Genomic DNA, 17,715 nt, shown 5'->3' with positions numbered 1-17,715 from the left:
CGCTTTTTGTTCGTCCATGTCTGTAATAAAACCTTCTTTTACCTGCATTCTAATGATTTCATTTACCATATAAGGATTGATGGCACTTGCACCATAACCAAATAAAGTTGCAAAATGATGTGGTTCTCTTGGTTCTGCAGATTCAATTATAATATCGAAATAAGAACGTTTTCTTAATCTGTTTAATTGATGATTTACAAAAGAACAAGCTAAAAGCGCAGGAATCGGTGCAAATTCTTGATTAACACCTCTATCTGAAAGAATAATGATATTATTTTTATTCTGAATGGCTTTTTCTACTTGTAAAATTATATTATCTAAAGCGTCTTCTAATCCGTTTAAACCTTGATTTTTAGGATATAAAATTTGAATTGTTTCAGCTTTGAAACCATCAATATCTATACTTCTAATTTTTTCTAAATCGGCATTAGAAATTACAGGATTTTGAATTCTTAATTTACGACACTGTCTTTCTGTGATGCTAAAGATGTTTCTATCTTTCCCTAAATTTAAACTGATGTCTGTAACAATTTCCTCGCGAATACCATCTAAAGGTGGATTTGTAACTTGTGCAAATAGTTGTTTAAAATAGTTGGAAATTAATTGAGGTCTGTCTGATAAAACTGCTAAAGGAGTATCAATACCCATAGAGCCTAAAGCTTCTTTACCTACCTGTGCCATTGGTGTAATTACTTCTTGAATATCTTCAAATGTGTAATTAAATAAACGTTGGCGTGTTTTAATATCTATGGTTTCTATTGGGCAAGTATCACCTGTATAAGGTACATCTTTTAAATGCAAACGTGTTTTGTCTAACCATTCTTGGTAAGGTCTTTCTAAAACAATTTTTGCTTTTATTTCTTCGTCTTCTATAATTCTACCTTCATTCATATCTACCAAGAACATTTTTCCCGGTTCTAATCTACCATGTCTTTTTACATCTTCTGGAGCAATATCTACCACACCAATTTCTGATGACATAATTAATTTACCACTTTTGGTAACTGTATATCTAGAAGGTCTTAATCCATTTCTATCTAATAAAGCACCAATATAATCTCCATCTGTAAATGGTACAGATGCTGGTCCATCCCAAGGTTCCATTATACAAGCATTATATTCGTAAAACGCTTTACGTTCTTTAGACATCGTTGCATGTTTTTCCCAAGCTTCAGGAATCATCATCATCATAATTTCTGGTAATGAACGACCTGTATGTGTTAATAATTCTACAACCATATCCATAGATGCAGAATCGGATTTTCCTGGTAAAATGATTGGAAATAATTTTTCTATTTGAGGTCCAAAAACATCACTTTTCATGATTTCTTCACGAACTCGCATCCTACTAACATTACCACGTAAGGTGTTTATTTCTCCATTTTGACACATAAATCTAAATGGTTGTGCAAGTTCCCAAGTTGGCATTGTGTTGGTAGAAAAACGTTGGTGCACTAACGCCAAACGTGTAACCAAATCTATTTCTTGAAGGTCTTTATAATATGGGCCAATATCTTCTGGCATAATAATACCTTTATAGATAATGGTTGTATTAGATAAACTGGAAACGTAGAAATATTTGCTTTCTGAAATTTTAGAATTTATAATTTCGTGTTCTGCTATTTTACGAGCTGCATATAGTTTAGCTTTAAATGTAGCTTCATCTATATCTTCTTTTTTTCCAATAAAAAGTTGTTCTGTATTTGGTTCTGAAGCCAAAGCAATAGGACCCAATTGAGAAGAATCTACAGGAACTTTTCTCCAGCCTAAAATAGAAAGGCCTTGATTTTCTATTTCATTTTCAAATGTTTTTTTACAAAAATTATATTGATTTTCTACTTTAGGTAAAAAGACCATACCTACTGCATATTCTCTTTGTTCTGGTATAGTAAAATCGCATACTCTTTTAAAATATTCATGAGGAATATCTATTAACAAACCAGCACCATCTCCTGTTTTACCATCAGAGCTTACACCTCCTCTATGTTCTAGTTTTACTAGAATTTCTAGAGCATCATGTATAATTTGATTTGTCTTGTCTCCATTTAAATTACAGATAAATCCTGCACCGCAATTTTCGTGTTCAAACTCTGGTAAATATAAGCCTTGTTTCTCCATATTGTAATAAATTATACTTACAAAGCTATGTATTTTGTTGAATATAATTCAGGGTTTACCCTTTTTTGATGTAATTTTTATGATGAAAGTAAAAAAATGTTATAAATAATTAAGTAATAATAATTTAATCATTTTTTTTTGAGAAAATGATAATAAATAGAAATACCTGCAAATTAAAAAAAATTGCAGGTATAAAATTTAAGAACTTATTAGTTTTAGTGTTCGTTTAAACGAAAGTCTGAATATGCATCCATACCATGTTCATGAACATCTAATCCTTCTAACTCTTCTTTTTCAGAAACTCTTATCCCTACAGTTTTCTTCAGTGTAAATATGATTAAGAAAGATGATAACAAGCAGAAACCAGCATAACATGCTACACCTGTTAACTGAATTAAGAAACTGTGTTCTGGGTTTGTAGAAAATATACCTACAGCTAAAGTACCCCAAATACCACAAATTAAGTGTACAGCAATTGCACCCACAGGATCATCTAATTTAATAGCATCTACAAATGCAACAGCAAAAACAATAATAACACCAGCTATTGCTCCAATAATAATTGCACTCTCAGGAGTCATTACATCTGCACCAGCAGTAATACCTACCAAACCACCTAATATTCCGTTTAAAAACATGGTAAGATCTAGGTTTTTATATTTTATAAATGAAACCATTGCAGCAACAACACCACCTGCAGCTGCAGCTAAACAAGTTGTAACTAAAGTTAATGATGTTAACTCTGGGTCTGCAGATAAAACTGAACCACCATTAAAACCAAACCAACCTAACCAAAGTATTAAAACACCTGCAGTTGCTAAAGGTATGTTATGTCCTGGAATTGCTTGTGGTTTCCCATTTTTAAATTTTCCAATTCTTGGGCCTAACAACCAAACAGCAACTAATGCTGCCCAACCACCAACAGAATGAACTAATGTAGAACCTGCAAAATCATAAAAACCCATTTGGTCTAAGAAACCACCACCCCATTTCCATGAGCCAGCAATTGGATAAATAAGACCAACATAGATTATTGTAAAAATCATAAAAGGACCAATTTTCATTCTTTCTGCTACAGCACCAGATACAATTGTTGCAGCTGTTGCAGCAAACATTCCTTGAAAAAGAAAGTCTGTCCACCAAGTATAACCACCATCTGCATATTCTGACGTCATTCCGTTTTCTGGTGCAGAGATACCAAAACCTGCAAAATCTATAACTCCTGCAGAACCATCTGCAAAACCTGGGTACATTAAATTAAAACCACCTATGTAATACAGTAATAAACCAACTGTTATAATGAATATGTTTTTAAATAAGATATTGATTGTGTTTTTCTGCCTAGTTAAACCAATTTCTAAAAAAGCAAAGCCTGTATGCATAAAGAAAACTAGCGCTGTACAGATCATCATCCATACGTTGTTTGTTGTAAGTAATTCCATATTTTTTTATTTTGATTTTTTCTTTAAAGTTTCACCACCTTTTTCTCCAGTTCTAATTCTATATGCTTCAGTAATATCTGAAACAAATATTTTACCATCTCCAACATCTCCAGTAGCAGCAGATTTTAATAAGGCATCTACTGTAATTTTTTCAAAATCATCATTTACTACTATAGATAGATATCTTCTTTGAATATCGCTAGTGCTATAACTTACGCCTCTATAAACATGCGCTTCTTTTTCGTTACCAAGACCTGTTACATCCCAATACGAAAAAAAGTTAACATCTACATTATGCAGTGCTTCTTTTACTTCCGAAAATTTTGATTTTCGAATAATTGCTTCAATTTTTTTCATGATAAAAATTAATTAGTTTTTGTTAATGTCTCGCAAAATAAAAAAAAATATATGTGCCTTATTTTGAGTGAATTCCATTATCTATATTTTTTAAGGGTTATATTTTTTTTTCTGTAAAAATTGAAGATTAATTTTGTAGTATAAAAAAAACACACAGTTTAAACTGTGTGTTTTTTAAATATTTAATAAAAATTTAAAATCTTTAATTATTTATCATCCTCATATTCTCTAACTCTTTTTCCTGGATAAGCAATTGAACCATGTTCAGAGATATCTAAACCTTCTATTTCTACTTCTTTAGATACACGAAGTCCCATAGTAGCTTTTAAGATTCCTAATACTATAAAAGATAAGGCAACAGCCCATGCAGCATAAGCTAAAACTCCAATTGCTTGAGCTCCTAATTGTGCAGCTCCACCACCATTGAATAAACCAATTGCAGTATCACCATCTACACCCCAAAGACCAATTACTAAAGTACCCCATGCACCTGCTACACCATGAACAGAAGCAGCACCAATTGCATCATCAATTTTTAATTTCTTTTCTATAAATTCAATTGAGAATACTACAATAATACCACCAATTAAACCAGCTAATACAGCACCACCAGCAGTCATGTTTCCACAACCAGCAGTAATACTAACTAAACCAGCTAAACAACCATTTAAAGTTTGAGATAAGTTTGGTTTACCATACCAAATCCAAGTTGTAATTAAAGCTCCTAATCCACCAGCTGCAGCAGCTAAGTTTGTAATTAAAACTACTGTAGAAGCACCAGTTGCATCAGCACCACCCCAAGCTAATTGAGATCCACCATTAAAACCAAACCATCCAAACCATAGGATAAATACACCTAATGTTGCTAATATTTGGTTGTGACCAGGTATAGGAAATACTTTACCATCTACATATTTTCCAATTCTAGGACCTACCATAAATGCAGCTACTAATGCAGCCCATCCACCTACAGAGTGTACAATTGAAGAACCTGCAAAATCAATAAATTCAGCTGGCATAATACCTTCAGTATCATTTAACCAACCACCATTCCATTCCCATCCTCCAGAGATTGGGTAGATAATTGCAGTCATAACTAAAGAAAATATAATGTAAGTTGTATATTTTGTTCTACCTGCTATTGCTCCAGATACAATTGTTGCTGTTGTTGCAGCAAACATTGTTTGGAAGAATAAATCAGCTCCTTCTCCTTGGAATAATCCACTCCAGAAGAACCATCCATTAGATGTGTCTCCATACATTAAAGAGTATCCAACCAACCAGAAAGTAATTGAACCAACACAAATATCTAGCAAGTTTTTCATTGCTATGTTAACTGCGTTTTTAGATCTTGTCATACCAGATTCTACTAATGTAAATCCTGCTTGCATTAAGAAAACTAAGATACCTGCAATAAGCATCCAAAGCATTCCCATATCCCCATTTACTTGCTCTAAAACTTTAGCAGCTTCAGTTGCTGGGGCATCTTGAAATAATGTTAAAAATAAACTCATGTTATATAATTTTAGTTAGTAATAGTTTTTTTCTTAGAAAGAGTAAACTGCTGCTAGAGCAAAAGAGCTTAATGCTTTGTCTCCCATAAAATTCGCTGAAGCATCAGAGCTAGAATCTAATCTTAATTCTGGAATAATTGTTAAAGATCCTAAACTATAGTTTCCTGTTAAAGTAGCAGCAAATACACTTGAATCAGCTACACCAGTTCCTATTGCTCCAAAAGCTCCATCTTCTTTAAAATATTCTGTTCTTAAACCAATTTTAAAAGTTTCTGATGTTGCAAATTGTGGGTATAAAGCAAATCCATAAAAATCTGGAGCATCTTTCGCTTTAAAGTAAGCAGCATTGATTCCTAAAAAGAATGAATCAGATAAATCGAAACCACCTGTATAGTCAATTTCATAAGAATCTGGGTTTAATAAATAGTTAAAGTACTGTCCTGAGTAACCATACTGAAGACCAAGAGAATATTTACCTGTTGGGTTAAATTCTGTAGCGTCTGTTGGATTCATAAGAGCAATCATTAAAGAAGACTTTTCAGATATAGCAATATCTGCTTTAATACCTGTATGGCTAAATGGACCATAAGAGAATAAATATGATGTACTATAGTTAAAGTTTGCAGTTGGAGAAATAACCTCATACCCTAAAAATGTATTAAAGTTACCCATTGTTAATGTTACTTTCTCACTTACATTCCAATATGCGTATAATTGGTTTACAATTTGAGAACTTCCAACAGGAGATCCAAATACAGCATCTACCCCTCTAGGACCATATACCATATCAGCTACAAAACCTACTTTTTCGCCTTCGTAACCAGCAATAACATTAATCATACCTAAAGCAAAACCAGGTTGGTTTGCAAAAGAGCTTCCGGGTGCAGTGTCAAAATTACCACCGCTAATGTTACCTCTAAAATAAGTGTCTATACTACCACTTAAAGTAAATTTTGCTTCTTTTTCTTGTCCAGTTACTATTAAACTACTTGCTAATAATAAAGTAAAAATTAATTTTTTCATGTTGATGTTCTTTTTGTGTTTGTTAATTATTTGTTAATGAACTCGGGTCAAATGTATATATTAAATTTAAACTGACAAGGGGTGGTGTTTTCAAAAACGTTATAATTTTAACACTACCCCTCAAAAAAAAGGGGGTTAAATTGAGATAACTATATTTTTTTGTTATTGAAAGGTATAAAATATTAGGTTCGTAAAAATGAGGTGTAATATTTTGAGATATTCATAAAAATGCACTTTTTGTAAAAAAAAATGCAATTATTGTATTTTTGTACCTATGAAATATTCATTTTCTTACATAGTTTCTTTGCAATTTCTTGGTTTTCGTTTTTCTGGATGGCAAAAACAAAAAAATGCCAAAACCCTGCATGATATGGTAGATAAAACACTATCTTTTGTGTTAGTAGATGGTTATTATAAGACAATAGGTGTCGGTAGAACAGATGCTAAAGTGTCTGCAAATAGTTATTTTTTTCAGCTTTTTGTTAATGAGAAGATTGACGAAGCGAACTTTTTAGAGTCTTTAAACTCTAATTTTTCTCCAGATTTTAGGGCAATTGCAATACATAAAGTCGCTACAAGTTTTAATATTATAAACGTTTCTAAGATTAAGGAGTATCACTATTATTTTTCTTTTGGTGAAAAAAATCATCCTTTTGCAGCCCCTTTTTTGGTAAATATCGATGTTAATTTAGATATTGAGTTAATGAAAATAGGAGCGAAACTTTTTGAAGGCGAACATTTTTTTAATAAATATTGTACAAAGCCTTCTGAGAAGACTGTTTTTAAAAGAACTATCGATTCTTGTGAGATTGTTACAAATGATATTTTGATTGCAAATTTTTTTCCAAAACAATCTTATATATTAAAGGTTAGGGGTAAAGGGTTTTTGAGGTATCAAATAAGGCTAATGATGGCTACTTTGATACAGTTGGGAAAAGGAAATTTAGATTTAAAATTCATAGAGCGTTCCTTAAAAGAAGATAATGATGGTACTTTTTTAAGAAATATTGCACCTGCCTCTGGTTTACAACTCTATAATATTGAGTTAGAACTGAAGTAAATTTATAATTGCGCAAAGGATTGAAGAATTTGTTTGAGCTCTCACGCTTTTGGGCGGGAAGCGAGTTCTGAAAGCCTGACCTGAAAGGTTGCCCCAAAAAAAATCCACCTAAAAAGATGGATTTCTATATTATTATTTAAAGAATTGCTTATCCTTTGATGACTCCTCTAGAAATTACAATTTTTTGTATTTCAGATGTTCCTTCGTAAATCTGTGTAATTTTTGCATCTCTCATTAAGCGTTCTACGTGATATTCTTTAACAAAACCATTACCACCATGTATTTGTACAGCTTCTACAGTTTGTTCCATAGCAACTTTACTTGCGTATAATTTTGCCATTGCAGAAGACATGTCGTAATTTTTATCTTGGTCTTTTTCCCAAGCAGCTTTCATAACCAACATTCTTGCAGCTTCAATTTCTGTATACATGTCTGCTAATTTAAAAGCAATTGCTTGATGGTTGCAAATTTCTGTTCCAAACGCTTTACGTTCTTTAGAATATTTTAACGCCAATTCATAAGCGCCAGAAGCAATACCCAAAGCTTGTGCAGCAATACCGATTCTACCTCCAGAAAGTGTTTTCATGGCAAATTTAAAGCCAAAACCATCATCACCAATTCTGTTTTCTTTGGGCACTTTAACATCGTTAAATTGTAATGTATGGGTGTCTGAACCACGGATGCCTAATTTGTCCTCTTTTGGGCCAATATGGAAACCTTCCATACCTTTTTCAACAATAAAAGCATTAATGCCTTTATGACCTTTTTCTCTGTCTGTTTGTGCAATTACAAGGTATACATCTGAACGACCACCATTCGTAATCCAGTTTTTTGTTCCGTTGATTAAATAATAGTCACCTTTATCTATGGCGGTTGTTGCTTGTGATGTTGCGTCTGAGCCAGCTTCTGGTTCACTTAAGCAAAAAGCACCTATTTGTTCTCCAGTTGCTAATTTGGTTAAGTATTTTTGTTTTTGTTCTTCTGTGCCATAGGTTTGTAGCCCGTAACAAACTAATGAATTGTTAACAGAAACCATTACAGAAGCAGAGGCGTCTATTTTAGAAAGTTCTTCCATAACTAAAACATAAGAAATGGTGTCCATGCCACTTCCACCGTATTTTGGGTCTACCATAATACCCATAAAACCAAGTTCTCCCATTTTTTTTACTAATTCTTGAGGGAATTCTTGTTTGTTGTCTCTTTCTATAACTCCAGGTAATAATTCTGTTTGCGCAAAGTCTTTTGCAGCATCGCGAATCATGATGTGTTCTTCTGTTAAACTAAAATCCATTTTATGTATATTATTATATTCGTAATTTAAGACTGTAAAGATATCGATTTCGTAACATATTTTCAATAGAGTTTTGTTATTTTTACAAATATGAATAAAAAACATATTTTTGTTGTAGGTCTAATGTCTGGTACGTCTTTAGATGGGGTAGATTTGGCTTATGTTAAATTTCAAGAAAATAATTACTCCGACTTCGAAATTCTGTTTGCAGAAACGATACCATATTCTAAAGAATGGAAACAATTATTGCAAAATGCCATTCAGTTTTCTGAAAAGCAATTAGAAGAATTAGATATTACTTATGGACAGTTTTTAGGTAAAATAGTGAATAATTTTATTTCTAATTATAAAATTGATCAAGTAGATTTTATTGCTTCACATGGCCATACCATATTGCATCAGCCAGCAAAAGGTATTACGTTACAAGTAGGAAATGGTGCGCAAATAGCAAAAATTACACAGCAGAAAGTAGTTTGCGATTTTAGAACTCAAGATGTAAAGTTGGGTGGGCAAGGAGCGCCTTTGGTGCCAATAGGAGATGAGTTGCTGTTTTCTGAATATGATTACTGTATTAATTTAGGTGGATTTGCTAATATTTCTTTTAAAAAAGAAGGACAGAGAATTGCTTATGACATTTGTCCTGTTAATATTGTTTTAAATGCCTATGTAAATAAATTAGGTTTAGATTATGATGATGCTGGTAAAATCGCAGGTTCAGGGTCAGTGAATCATCAACTTTTAGAAAAACTCAATGCTTTGCCATTTTATGAAAATTTACCACCAAAATCGCTCGGTCTAGAGTGGGTTAAAAAAGAGGTTTTTCCGCTGATTGACACTTATGAAAAAGATGTATCAAATATTCTAAGCACTTTTGTAGCACATGTAGCTTATCAAATTGGGGGAATTATTAAAAACAGTAAAGCTGTTTTATTTACAGGTGGTGGAGTTTTTAATACTTTTTTAATTCGTGAAATAGAAAAAAATGCGAATATTAAAATTACGTTAAAAAGCACCCTTTTAATTAATTATAAAGAAGCATTGATTTTTGCTTTTTTGGGGTTGTTAAGAGTTGATAATCAGATAAATTGTTTGCAGTCTGTTACGGGTGCTCGAAAAAATCATTCTTCTGGAGTAATTTTTACACCTTAGTTTTTAAATTAAATTATTTGAACAATCATTTTTTTACAGTAAGTTTGTAGATAACACGTGCAAGTATTAATAATTTAAAATTTTTAATAAAAATGAATCAACTTTAACTATTCAGTTTTCAAGAATTAAAATTGCTGAAAATAAGTTTAAAATAGTTGAAATTACGAAAATTTAAAAATGAAAGAATTATTAAAAAAATACGAAGAAAAACAACCAGAAATTGTTTTTCATTGGAAAGATAAAGAAACTGATGCAGAAGGTTGGACTGTTATAAACTCTTTAAGAGGAGGTGCTGCTGGAGGAGGAACAAGGATGAGAAAAGGCTTAGATATGAATGAGGTTTTATCTTTAGCCAAAACAATGGAAGTGAAATTTACGGTTTCTGGACCTGCAATTGGTGGTGCAAAATCAGGTATTAATTTCGATCCAAACGACCCCAGAAAAAGAGGGGTTTTAGAACGTTGGTATAAAGCAGTAACACCCCTTTTAAAACATTATTATGGTACTGGTGGTGATTTAAATGTAGATGCTGATAAAGATGTAATTCCTATTACAGAAAGTTGTGGGGTTTGGCATCCGCAAGAAGGCATTTTTAACGGGCATTTTAAACCTACAGAAGCAGATAAAATTAATAGAATCGGGCAATTGCGTTTGGGCGTAATTAAAGTGATAGAAAACAAATACTTTTCTCCAGATTTATCTAGAAAATATACAGTTGCAGATATGTTGACTGGTTATGGGGTAGCAGAAGCAGTGAAACATTTTTATGGTATTTATGGTGGCAATATTGTTGGTAAAAGAGCTATTGTTCAAGGTTTTGGTAATGTTGGTTCTGCAGCAGCATATTATTTAACGCAATTAGGAGCAAAGGTTGTCGGAATTATCGATAGAGATGGAGGTTTGATAAATAATGAAGGTTTTAGTCTAGAAGAAATGACCAATTTATTTTTATCTAAGGATGGTAATAAACTTAGTTCTAAGAATATGATTCCTTTTGATGAAATAAATCAACAAATTTGGAATTTACCGGCAGAAATTTTTATTCCTGCAGCAGCCTCAAGACTGGTTTCTAAAGAACAAGTTCAGCAAATGATAGATACAGGTTTAGAGGTAATATCTCCAGGAGCCAATGTGCCATTTGCAGACAAAGAAATATTTTTCGGACCTATAATGGAGTTTACAGACAATCAAGTAAGTTTGTTGCCAGATTTCATTTCTAATTGTGGTATTGCAAGAGTTTTTGCTTATTTAATGGAGTCAAAAAAAGCGTTACCTATGCAAGACAAGGCAATTTTTGATGATACCTCAAATACCATAAAAAAAGCGTTGCAAAAAGCATTTAATAAAAGTGCATCAAAAACAAAAATTTGCTCAACAGCATTTGAAATAGCATTAAAACAATTAATATAAACTAACTAAATTAAAGACATGGAATCAATTATTATTATCGTATTTGTAATGGGGTATTTAGCCATTACATTAGAGCACAATTTAAAGCTAGACAAACTAATTCCGGCTTTAATAATGATGGCTGTTTGTTGGGCTTTGGTTGCATTAGGTATCGATAATTTTTCTAATTGGTTCGATTCTGCAAATCATGGTTTGGTAGATGGTTTCGCTTCTATGGTGCATGATGATAAATTACACTTGGTAGAAGAAACTTTATTGCATCACTTAGGTAAAACAGCCGAAATTTTAGTATTTCTATTAGGTGCTATGACAATTGTAGAAATTATTGATTATTTCGATGGTTTTTCAACCATAAAAGGGTATGTAAATTTTAAATCTAAAAAGAACTTATTGTGGATGTTTTCTATTTTGGCGTTTGTATTATCTGCGATTATAGATAACTTAACAGCAACTATTGTTTTAATTTCGATACTTCAAAAAATTGTAAAAACTAGAGACGATAGGATTTGGTTTGCAGGTTTAATTATTATTGCTGCAAATGCTGGTGGTGCATTTTCACCAATTGGAGATGTGACAACAACCATGTTATGGATTGGAGATAAAGTAAGTACAGGTATGTTATTTACCTATTTATTTATACCATCCTTGTTATGTATGGTAGTGCCAAGTTTTATAGCAACATTTTTACCAGCCTTTAAAGGAGAAATAGATTTTGATGAAAATGAAGTGGAAAAGCCAAAGAGTCCACACAGTGCAAGAATGTTATATTTAGGTTTAGGCGCTATTTTATTTGTGCCAGTTTTTAAAACAGTAACTCATTTACCACCTTATGTTGGTATGATGTTGTCTTTAGGTATTGTAGCAACTTTTGCGGAAATTTATAGTAATTCTAAATTTTCAATCTCTAGTGTTGAAGGTGAAGAGGCAGAAGAACACGAAATGGGTGCGCATCACAGTCCTGTACATGCATCATTATCAAAAATTGAAATGCCTAGTATTTTATTTTTCTTAGGTATTTTAATGGCGGTGGCTGCTTTAGAATCTTTAGGTATTCTATTTAATTTTGCAGATAGTTTAAAAGAAGGTATACCATTAATTGGTACAGAATTGTCTGGTACAGGTGTGTCTGATTTAGTAGTAATTTTACTAGGTATTGGTTCTGCAGTAATAGATAATGTACCTTTAGTAGCTGCAAGTTTAGGTATGTTTTCAGAAGGTTTAGATGATCCATTATGGCATTTTATAGCATTTTCTGCAGGTACAGGTGGCTCTATGCTAATTATTGGGTCTGCTGCAGGTGTTGTAGCAATGGGTATGGAAAAAATAGACTTTTTCTGGTATTTGAAAAAAATATCTTGGTTAGCGTTGATTGGTTTTTTAATTGGCTCAATATCATTCGTAATATTAAGAATATTTATTTAGTCATAGAAAAACATAAAAAAATGTCATTTTGTAGTTTTACAGAATGACATTTTTTTTATAATAAAAACTAGTATTTTTTAAAACAAACAATTTAAAAATAGAAATTTCGTTAGTAAATTAGAAACAAAAAAAATAATAGTAAATGTTATCAATTTTTCAAGAAAATAAAGAAATTTTAGAAGATGTAGTTTCCGAAGAAAAAACACTTTCTATCTATAAGTTAATTATGGATGGTGGTTTAGGAGGGCAAATAATTATAGCCATCCTTTTTGTACTTTTAGCAGTAGCAATTTACATTTACTTTGAACGTTTTTTTGCTATAAGAGCAGCCTCTAAAGTAGATAAGAATTTTATGAACCAGATTAGAGATTATGTTTCTAACGGAAAATTAGAATCTGCAGATGCTCTTTGTAAAAGTAAAAACACACCAACAGCAAGGTTGATAGGAAAAGGAATTTCGAGAATTGGAAAGCCTCTAGAAGATATCAATACAGCTATAGAAACTGCAGGTAAATTAGAGGTATATCAACTAGAAAAAAATGTAAGTGTTTTGGCAACTATTGCAGGAGCTGCACCAATGATTGGTTTTTTAGGAACCGTAATTGGTATGATTGTTGCCATACATGAAATAGCAAATGCAGGTGGGCAAATAGATATTAAAATGCTTTCAGACGGTTTGTATACAGCTATGACTACTACAGTTGCTGGTCTAATAGTTGGTATTATTGCATACATAACCTACAATCATTTAGTGGTTAGAACCGATAAAGTAGTCTATCAAATGGAAGCAAAATCGGTAGAATTTTTAGATCTGTTAAACGAACCTGTATAAAAACAAATTTAAAAATTAAAGAATTAAAATATTCAAGTAAGTTTTTTATTTTTTTAATTTTTCAATCTTTAAATAATTTAGATGAATTTACGCGGAAGAAATAAAGTTGATCCCTCATTTAATATGTCTTCTATGACAGACATCGTTTTTTTATTACTCATATTTTTTATGTTAACTTCCACTTTAGTAACAGTAAGTGCAATAGACGTGTTACTGCCAAAAGCAGGAGGTAAAACAGAAAACAACAAATCTGTTGCTGTAACAATTACCAATAAATCGCTTTTTTATATCGACAAAACAAAAGTGAGTTCCTCTAAATTAGAAAGCGAAATATTAAAAAGTGTGGGCACAGACAAACTAAAAACCATTGTTATTAGAGGCGATAAAGATGTGCCTTATAAAAACGTAATGAAAGTTATAGACATTGCCAATAAAAACAAATTAAAAATGATTTTAGCTGTAAAAGGAAAATAATTTTTTGGGCGTTTTAACGGGCTTTTCGCACTCGCTTTTTTTCAGAAAAAGAAAAAAGAGCTCAAACAAATGCTTCAATCCCTAACGCAAAGGCAAGTTTAAAAACAAATTGAAATACATTTACAAAAAGACTATTTAATTAAGAAAGTGAAAATATTAAGTACAAATCATCAACAAAAATCAGCAGTAATCACAACAATTATTTTGTTATTACTAATTTTTGGTGTCTTAAATTACGGAATGACATATTTAGATCCGTCAGAAGAATATGGTTTGGCAATAAATTTTGGAGATTCTAATGTGGGTAGTGGGGAGCCTGTTGTAAATTCAAAAAAAACAACCTCCAAAGAAGTTGTAAAAAAAGAAGAAGTTGCAGAGGAAGTTAAAGAAACTCCAAAAGAAGTCATAAAAGAAGATATTATTACAGACGATACTTCAAAAGACGTCCCTGTTGTAGAAGAGGTAAAAGAAAAAAAGAAAGAACCTGTAAAAGAAATTGTCAAAAAAGAACTAAAACCCATTGAGAAACCAAAGCCAAAACCTTCTAAAGAAACTACAGATGCTTTAAATAAATTGTTAAATGGAAATACTAATACAGGCAAGCCAAAAGGAGAAGGAGATGATACACTTGAAGGATTAAAAGGTAAAAAAGGTGGAGATGCTAACTCTTCTAAATACTATGGTAATACAGGTAGTGGTTCAGGTGGAGATTATAATTTAGCAGGTAGAAAAGCATTGTCTAAACCCAAAGAACAACCAGATTGTCAGGAAGAAGGTACTGTTGTGGTTAGAATCACAGTTAATAAAAATGGCGAAGTCATAAAAGCAGAACCAGGAGCAAAAGGTTCTACCAATACAGCACCTTGTTTGTTAAAGCCTGCAAAAGAAGCAGCATTAAAAACCAAATGGAATTCAGATAATAATGCACCAACTTTTCAAGTAGGAACTATTATTTATAAATTTTCTTTATCTAAATAATCACGTATTTTAACATCTTCAAAGTAACTTTGAGCGCAGTTAAAAGGTTTTACAATTTATTCATGACATATAAAGAAACGTTAGATTGGATGTTTTCTCAGTTACCAATGTATCAAAGAGAAGGCAAAACAGCATTTAAAAAAGATTTATCAAATACAATCGCTTTTTCAAAGGAATTAGATTTTCCAGAGAAGAAGTTTAAATCCATTCATGTTGGAGGTACAAATGGAAAAGGTTCTACAAGTCATATGTTGGCTTCAATTTTACAGGAAGCAGGTTATAAAGTAGGTTTGTATACATCACCACATTTAAAAAATTTCACAGAACGTATTCGAATAAATGGGGAAGAAATTCCAAAGAAAAACGTAACTTCTTTCATTAATAAGCACAAAGATTTTTTAGAAAAACAAAAACTGTCTTTTTTTGAAATGACAGTAGGATTAGCTTTTGATTATTTCGCAAACGAGCATTTAGATATAGCAGTTGTAGAGGTTGGTTTAGGGGGTAGATTAGATTCTACAAATATTATAAATCCAGAACTTTCTGTAATTACCAACATAGGTTTAGATCATACAGATATGTTGGGCAATACATTGCCTGAAATTGCTTTTGAAAAAGCAGGAATTATAAAAAATAACACTACTGTAGTGATCGGAGAAAGACAACAAGAAGTTCAAAAAATATTTGCAAAAAAAGCCCAAGAAACATTTTCTGAAATGTTTTATGCTTCAGATGTGTTAGAAACATACAAAACAGATTTGCTAGGAGATTATCAACAAAAAAATTGCAAAACAGCAGTTGTCGCCATCAATCATTTGCATGGTTTTAAAGTTTCTCAAGATCAAATTAAAAGAGGTTTGCAAAATGTAGTAAAAAACACCAATTTAAAAGGAAGGTGGCAAGTTTTGCAAGAAAAACCAAAGGTAATTTGCGACACAGCTCATAATAAAGAAGGTTTACAAATTGTTTTAAATCAACTTAAAAAAGAAAAATACAAGAAACTACATATTGTTTTAGGGCTGGTTTCAGATAAAAAAACGGAAGTTATTTTTCCTTTATTCCCTAAAAATGCGGTGTATTATTTTTGTAAACCAAATATTCCAAGAGGGCTTTCAGAAAATATTTTACAAGATAAAGCTGCACAAAATGGTTTGTTAGGAAAAAAGTTTTCTAATGTGAAAAATGCATACGAAAATGCCTTACACAATGCTAATCAAGATGATATCATTTATGTTGGTGGAAGCACGTTTGTAGTTGCAGAAATAATTTAAAAAATTTTTCATTTTTTATTTGGTAGATTAAAAATCCGTGTTATATTTGCATCCGCTTAGGGCGCGTAGCTCAGTTGGTTCAGAGCACTTGGTTTACACCCAAGGGGTCAGGGGTTCGAATCCCTTCGCGCCCACCAGATAAACCTTCACTTTTTAAGTGAAGGTTTTTTTATTTACTATTTTATGGAATATTATGTTTACATTCTTTATTCTAAAGCTTTAGATAAATTTTATGTTGGATGCAGTAAAGATGTTGAAAAGCGATTGCAGAGGCATTTGTTTAATCATAAAGGTTATACTGCGCGGACTAAAGATTGGGTAGTTGTTTACAAAGAAATTTGTGTAAATAAAATTGAAGCTCTAAAAAGAGAAAGACAAATAAAAGCATGGAAAAGTAAGGAAATGATTGTAAAGTTAATTTCAGAAAAATAGAGAATATTGTTCAGAGCATCCCGATTTTACATCGGGAGTGGTCAGGGGTTCGAATCCCTTTTCCGAAGTTAATTCGGAACAAGCTGCGCCCACCAGATAAACCTTCACTTTTTAAGTGAAGGTTTTTTTATTTACTATTTTATGGAATATTATGTTTACATTCTTTATTCTAAAGCTTTAGATAAATTTTATGTTGGATGCAGTAAAGATGTTGAAAAGCGATTGCAGAGGCATTTGTTTAATCATAAAGGTTATACTGCGCGGACTAAAGATTGGGTAGTTGTTTACAAAGAAATTTGTGTAAATAAAATTGAAGCTCTAAAAAGAGAAAGACAAATAAAAGCATGGAAAAGTAAGGAAATGATTGTAAAGTTAATTTCAGAAAAATAGAGAATATTGTTCAGAGCATCCCGATTTTACATCGGGAGTGGTCAGGGGTTCGAATCCCTTTTCCGAAGTTAATTCGGAACAAGCTGCGCCCACCAGATAAACCTTCACTTTTTAAGTGAAGGTTTTTTTATTTACTATTTTATGGAATATTATGTTTACATTCTTTATTCTAAAGCTTTAGATAAATTTTATGTTGGATGCAGTAAAGATGTTGAAAAGCGATTGCAGAGGCATTTGTTTAATCATAAAGGTTATACTGCGCGGACTAAAGATTGGGTAGTTGTTTACAAAGAAATTTGTGTAAATAAAATTGAAGCTCTAAAAAGAGAAAGACAAATAAAAGCATGGAAAAGTAAGGAAATGATTGTAAAGTTAATTTCAGAAAAATAGAGAATATTGTTCAGAGCATCCCGATTTTACATCGGGAGTGGTCAGGGGTTCGAATCCCTTTTCCGAAGTTAATTCGGAACAAGCTGCGCCCACCAGATAAACCTTCACTTTTTAAGTGAAGGTTTTTTTATTTACTATTTTATGGAATATTATGTTTACATT

17 protein-coding genes and 1 tRNA gene are annotated in these 17,715 nt (G+C 31.9%); 12 read left to right on the top strand and 6 right to left on the bottom strand.

Features of this window, described 5'->3' with window-relative positions:
• The 5 genes from ACTG3S_RS10255 to ACTG3S_RS10235 form a co-directional block, all read right to left on the bottom strand.
• The coding region (locus ACTG3S_RS10255; RefSeq protein ID WP_439129263.1) for a glutamate synthase central domain-containing protein at window positions 1-2,118 on the bottom strand (2,118 nt) is incomplete at its 3' end.
• A 215-nt stretch (window positions 2,119-2,333) separates the two neighbouring features.
• Window positions 2,334-3,560, bottom strand: a complete 1,227-nt coding sequence (locus tag ACTG3S_RS10250; RefSeq protein ID WP_439129262.1) for an ammonium transporter — start codon at window positions 3,558-3,560, stop codon at window positions 2,334-2,336.
• Window positions 3,561-3,566: 6 nt separating this feature from the next.
• Complete coding sequence (locus tag ACTG3S_RS10245; protein ID WP_439129261.1) at window positions 3,567-3,917, bottom strand: P-II family nitrogen regulator; 351 nt, start codon at window positions 3,915-3,917, stop codon at window positions 3,567-3,569.
• A gap of 206 nt (window positions 3,918-4,123) precedes the next feature.
• Window positions 4,124-5,431 carry an ammonium transporter gene (locus ACTG3S_RS10240; RefSeq protein WP_439129260.1) on the bottom strand — a complete coding sequence of 436 codons (1,308 nt, stop codon included), beginning with the start codon at window positions 5,429-5,431 and terminating at the stop codon, window positions 4,124-4,126.
• Window positions 5,432-5,464: 33 nt separating this feature from the next.
• Entirely contained in the window at window positions 5,465-6,454 is a 990-nt protein-coding gene (locus tag ACTG3S_RS10235; protein ID WP_439129259.1) for an outer membrane beta-barrel protein, read from the bottom strand.
• A gap of 274 nt (window positions 6,455-6,728) precedes the next feature.
• Here ACTG3S_RS10235 and ACTG3S_RS10230 point away from each other — a divergent pair, with 274 nt between their 5' ends.
• A complete protein-coding gene (locus tag ACTG3S_RS10230; RefSeq protein WP_439129258.1) occupies window positions 6,729-7,514 on the top strand; it encodes a tRNA pseudouridine(38-40) synthase TruA in 786 nt (261 codons plus the stop codon).
• Between the two features lie 148 nt (window positions 7,515-7,662).
• Here the strand turns inward: ACTG3S_RS10230 and ACTG3S_RS10225 are convergent, their stop codons facing one another.
• Entirely contained in the window at window positions 7,663-8,805 is a 1,143-nt protein-coding gene (locus ACTG3S_RS10225; RefSeq protein WP_439129257.1) for an acyl-CoA dehydrogenase, read from the bottom strand.
• Between the two features lie 90 nt (window positions 8,806-8,895).
• On the opposite strand from ACTG3S_RS10225, the gene ACTG3S_RS10220 reads away from it, so the two are divergent.
• From ACTG3S_RS10220 to ACTG3S_RS10170, 11 genes are all read left to right on the top strand, one after another.
• On the top strand, window positions 8,896-9,954 hold the full coding sequence (locus ACTG3S_RS10220; RefSeq protein WP_439129256.1) for an anhydro-N-acetylmuramic acid kinase: 1,059 nt from the start codon (window positions 8,896-8,898) through the stop codon (window positions 9,952-9,954).
• Window positions 9,955-10,131: 177 nt separating this feature from the next.
• Window positions 10,132-11,364 (top strand): Glu/Leu/Phe/Val dehydrogenase dimerization domain-containing protein, encoded by a 1,233-nt coding sequence (locus tag ACTG3S_RS10215; RefSeq protein ID WP_439129255.1) that lies wholly within the window; start codon window positions 10,132-10,134, stop codon window positions 11,362-11,364.
• Between the two features lie 18 nt (window positions 11,365-11,382).
• The gene (nhaD, locus tag ACTG3S_RS10210) at window positions 11,383-12,786 is read left to right on the top strand and encodes a sodium:proton antiporter NhaD (RefSeq protein WP_439129254.1); all 1,404 of its coding nucleotides are present in this window, start codon (window positions 11,383-11,385) and stop codon (window positions 12,784-12,786) included.
• A gap of 142 nt (window positions 12,787-12,928) precedes the next feature.
• Window positions 12,929-13,618, top strand: a complete 690-nt coding sequence (locus ACTG3S_RS10205) for a MotA/TolQ/ExbB proton channel family protein (RefSeq protein ID WP_439129253.1) — start codon at window positions 12,929-12,931, stop codon at window positions 13,616-13,618.
• Window positions 13,619-13,699: 81 nt separating this feature from the next.
• Window positions 13,700-14,092 (top strand): ExbD/TolR family protein, encoded by a 393-nt coding sequence (locus ACTG3S_RS10200; RefSeq protein ID WP_439129252.1) that lies wholly within the window; start codon window positions 13,700-13,702, stop codon window positions 14,090-14,092.
• A gap of 147 nt (window positions 14,093-14,239) precedes the next feature.
• Window positions 14,240-15,070: an energy transducer TonB gene (locus ACTG3S_RS10195; protein WP_439129251.1), complete on the top strand. Its 831-nt coding sequence runs from the start codon at window positions 14,240-14,242 to the stop codon at window positions 15,068-15,070.
• A gap of 62 nt (window positions 15,071-15,132) precedes the next feature.
• The gene (locus ACTG3S_RS10190) at window positions 15,133-16,341 is read left to right on the top strand and encodes a bifunctional folylpolyglutamate synthase/dihydrofolate synthase (RefSeq protein WP_439129250.1); all 1,209 of its coding nucleotides are present in this window, start codon (window positions 15,133-15,135) and stop codon (window positions 16,339-16,341) included.
• Window positions 16,342-16,400: 59 nt separating this feature from the next.
• Window positions 16,401-16,478, top strand: a tRNA-Val gene (locus ACTG3S_RS10185).
• A 46-nt stretch (window positions 16,479-16,524) separates the two neighbouring features.
• Window positions 16,525-16,773: a GIY-YIG nuclease family protein gene (locus ACTG3S_RS10180; protein ID WP_439129249.1), complete on the top strand. Its 249-nt coding sequence runs from the start codon at window positions 16,525-16,527 to the stop codon at window positions 16,771-16,773.
• A gap of 141 nt (window positions 16,774-16,914) precedes the next feature.
• On the top strand, window positions 16,915-17,163 hold the full coding sequence (locus ACTG3S_RS10175; protein ID WP_439129249.1) for a GIY-YIG nuclease family protein: 249 nt from the start codon (window positions 16,915-16,917) through the stop codon (window positions 17,161-17,163).
• 141 nt (window positions 17,164-17,304) lie between these two features.
• Window positions 17,305-17,553: a GIY-YIG nuclease family protein gene (locus ACTG3S_RS10170; RefSeq protein WP_439129249.1), complete on the top strand. Its 249-nt coding sequence runs from the start codon at window positions 17,305-17,307 to the stop codon at window positions 17,551-17,553.
• The last annotated feature ends 162 nt before the right edge of the window (window positions 17,554-17,715 follow it).

It is taken from the genome of Polaribacter sp. (assembly GCF_965656025.1).
Lineage (GTDB): Bacteria > Bacteroidota > Bacteroidia > Flavobacteriales > Flavobacteriaceae > Polaribacter.
The sequence above is the reverse complement of the archived record's forward strand: the minus strand, read 5'-3'. Positions and strand labels throughout refer to the sequence as shown.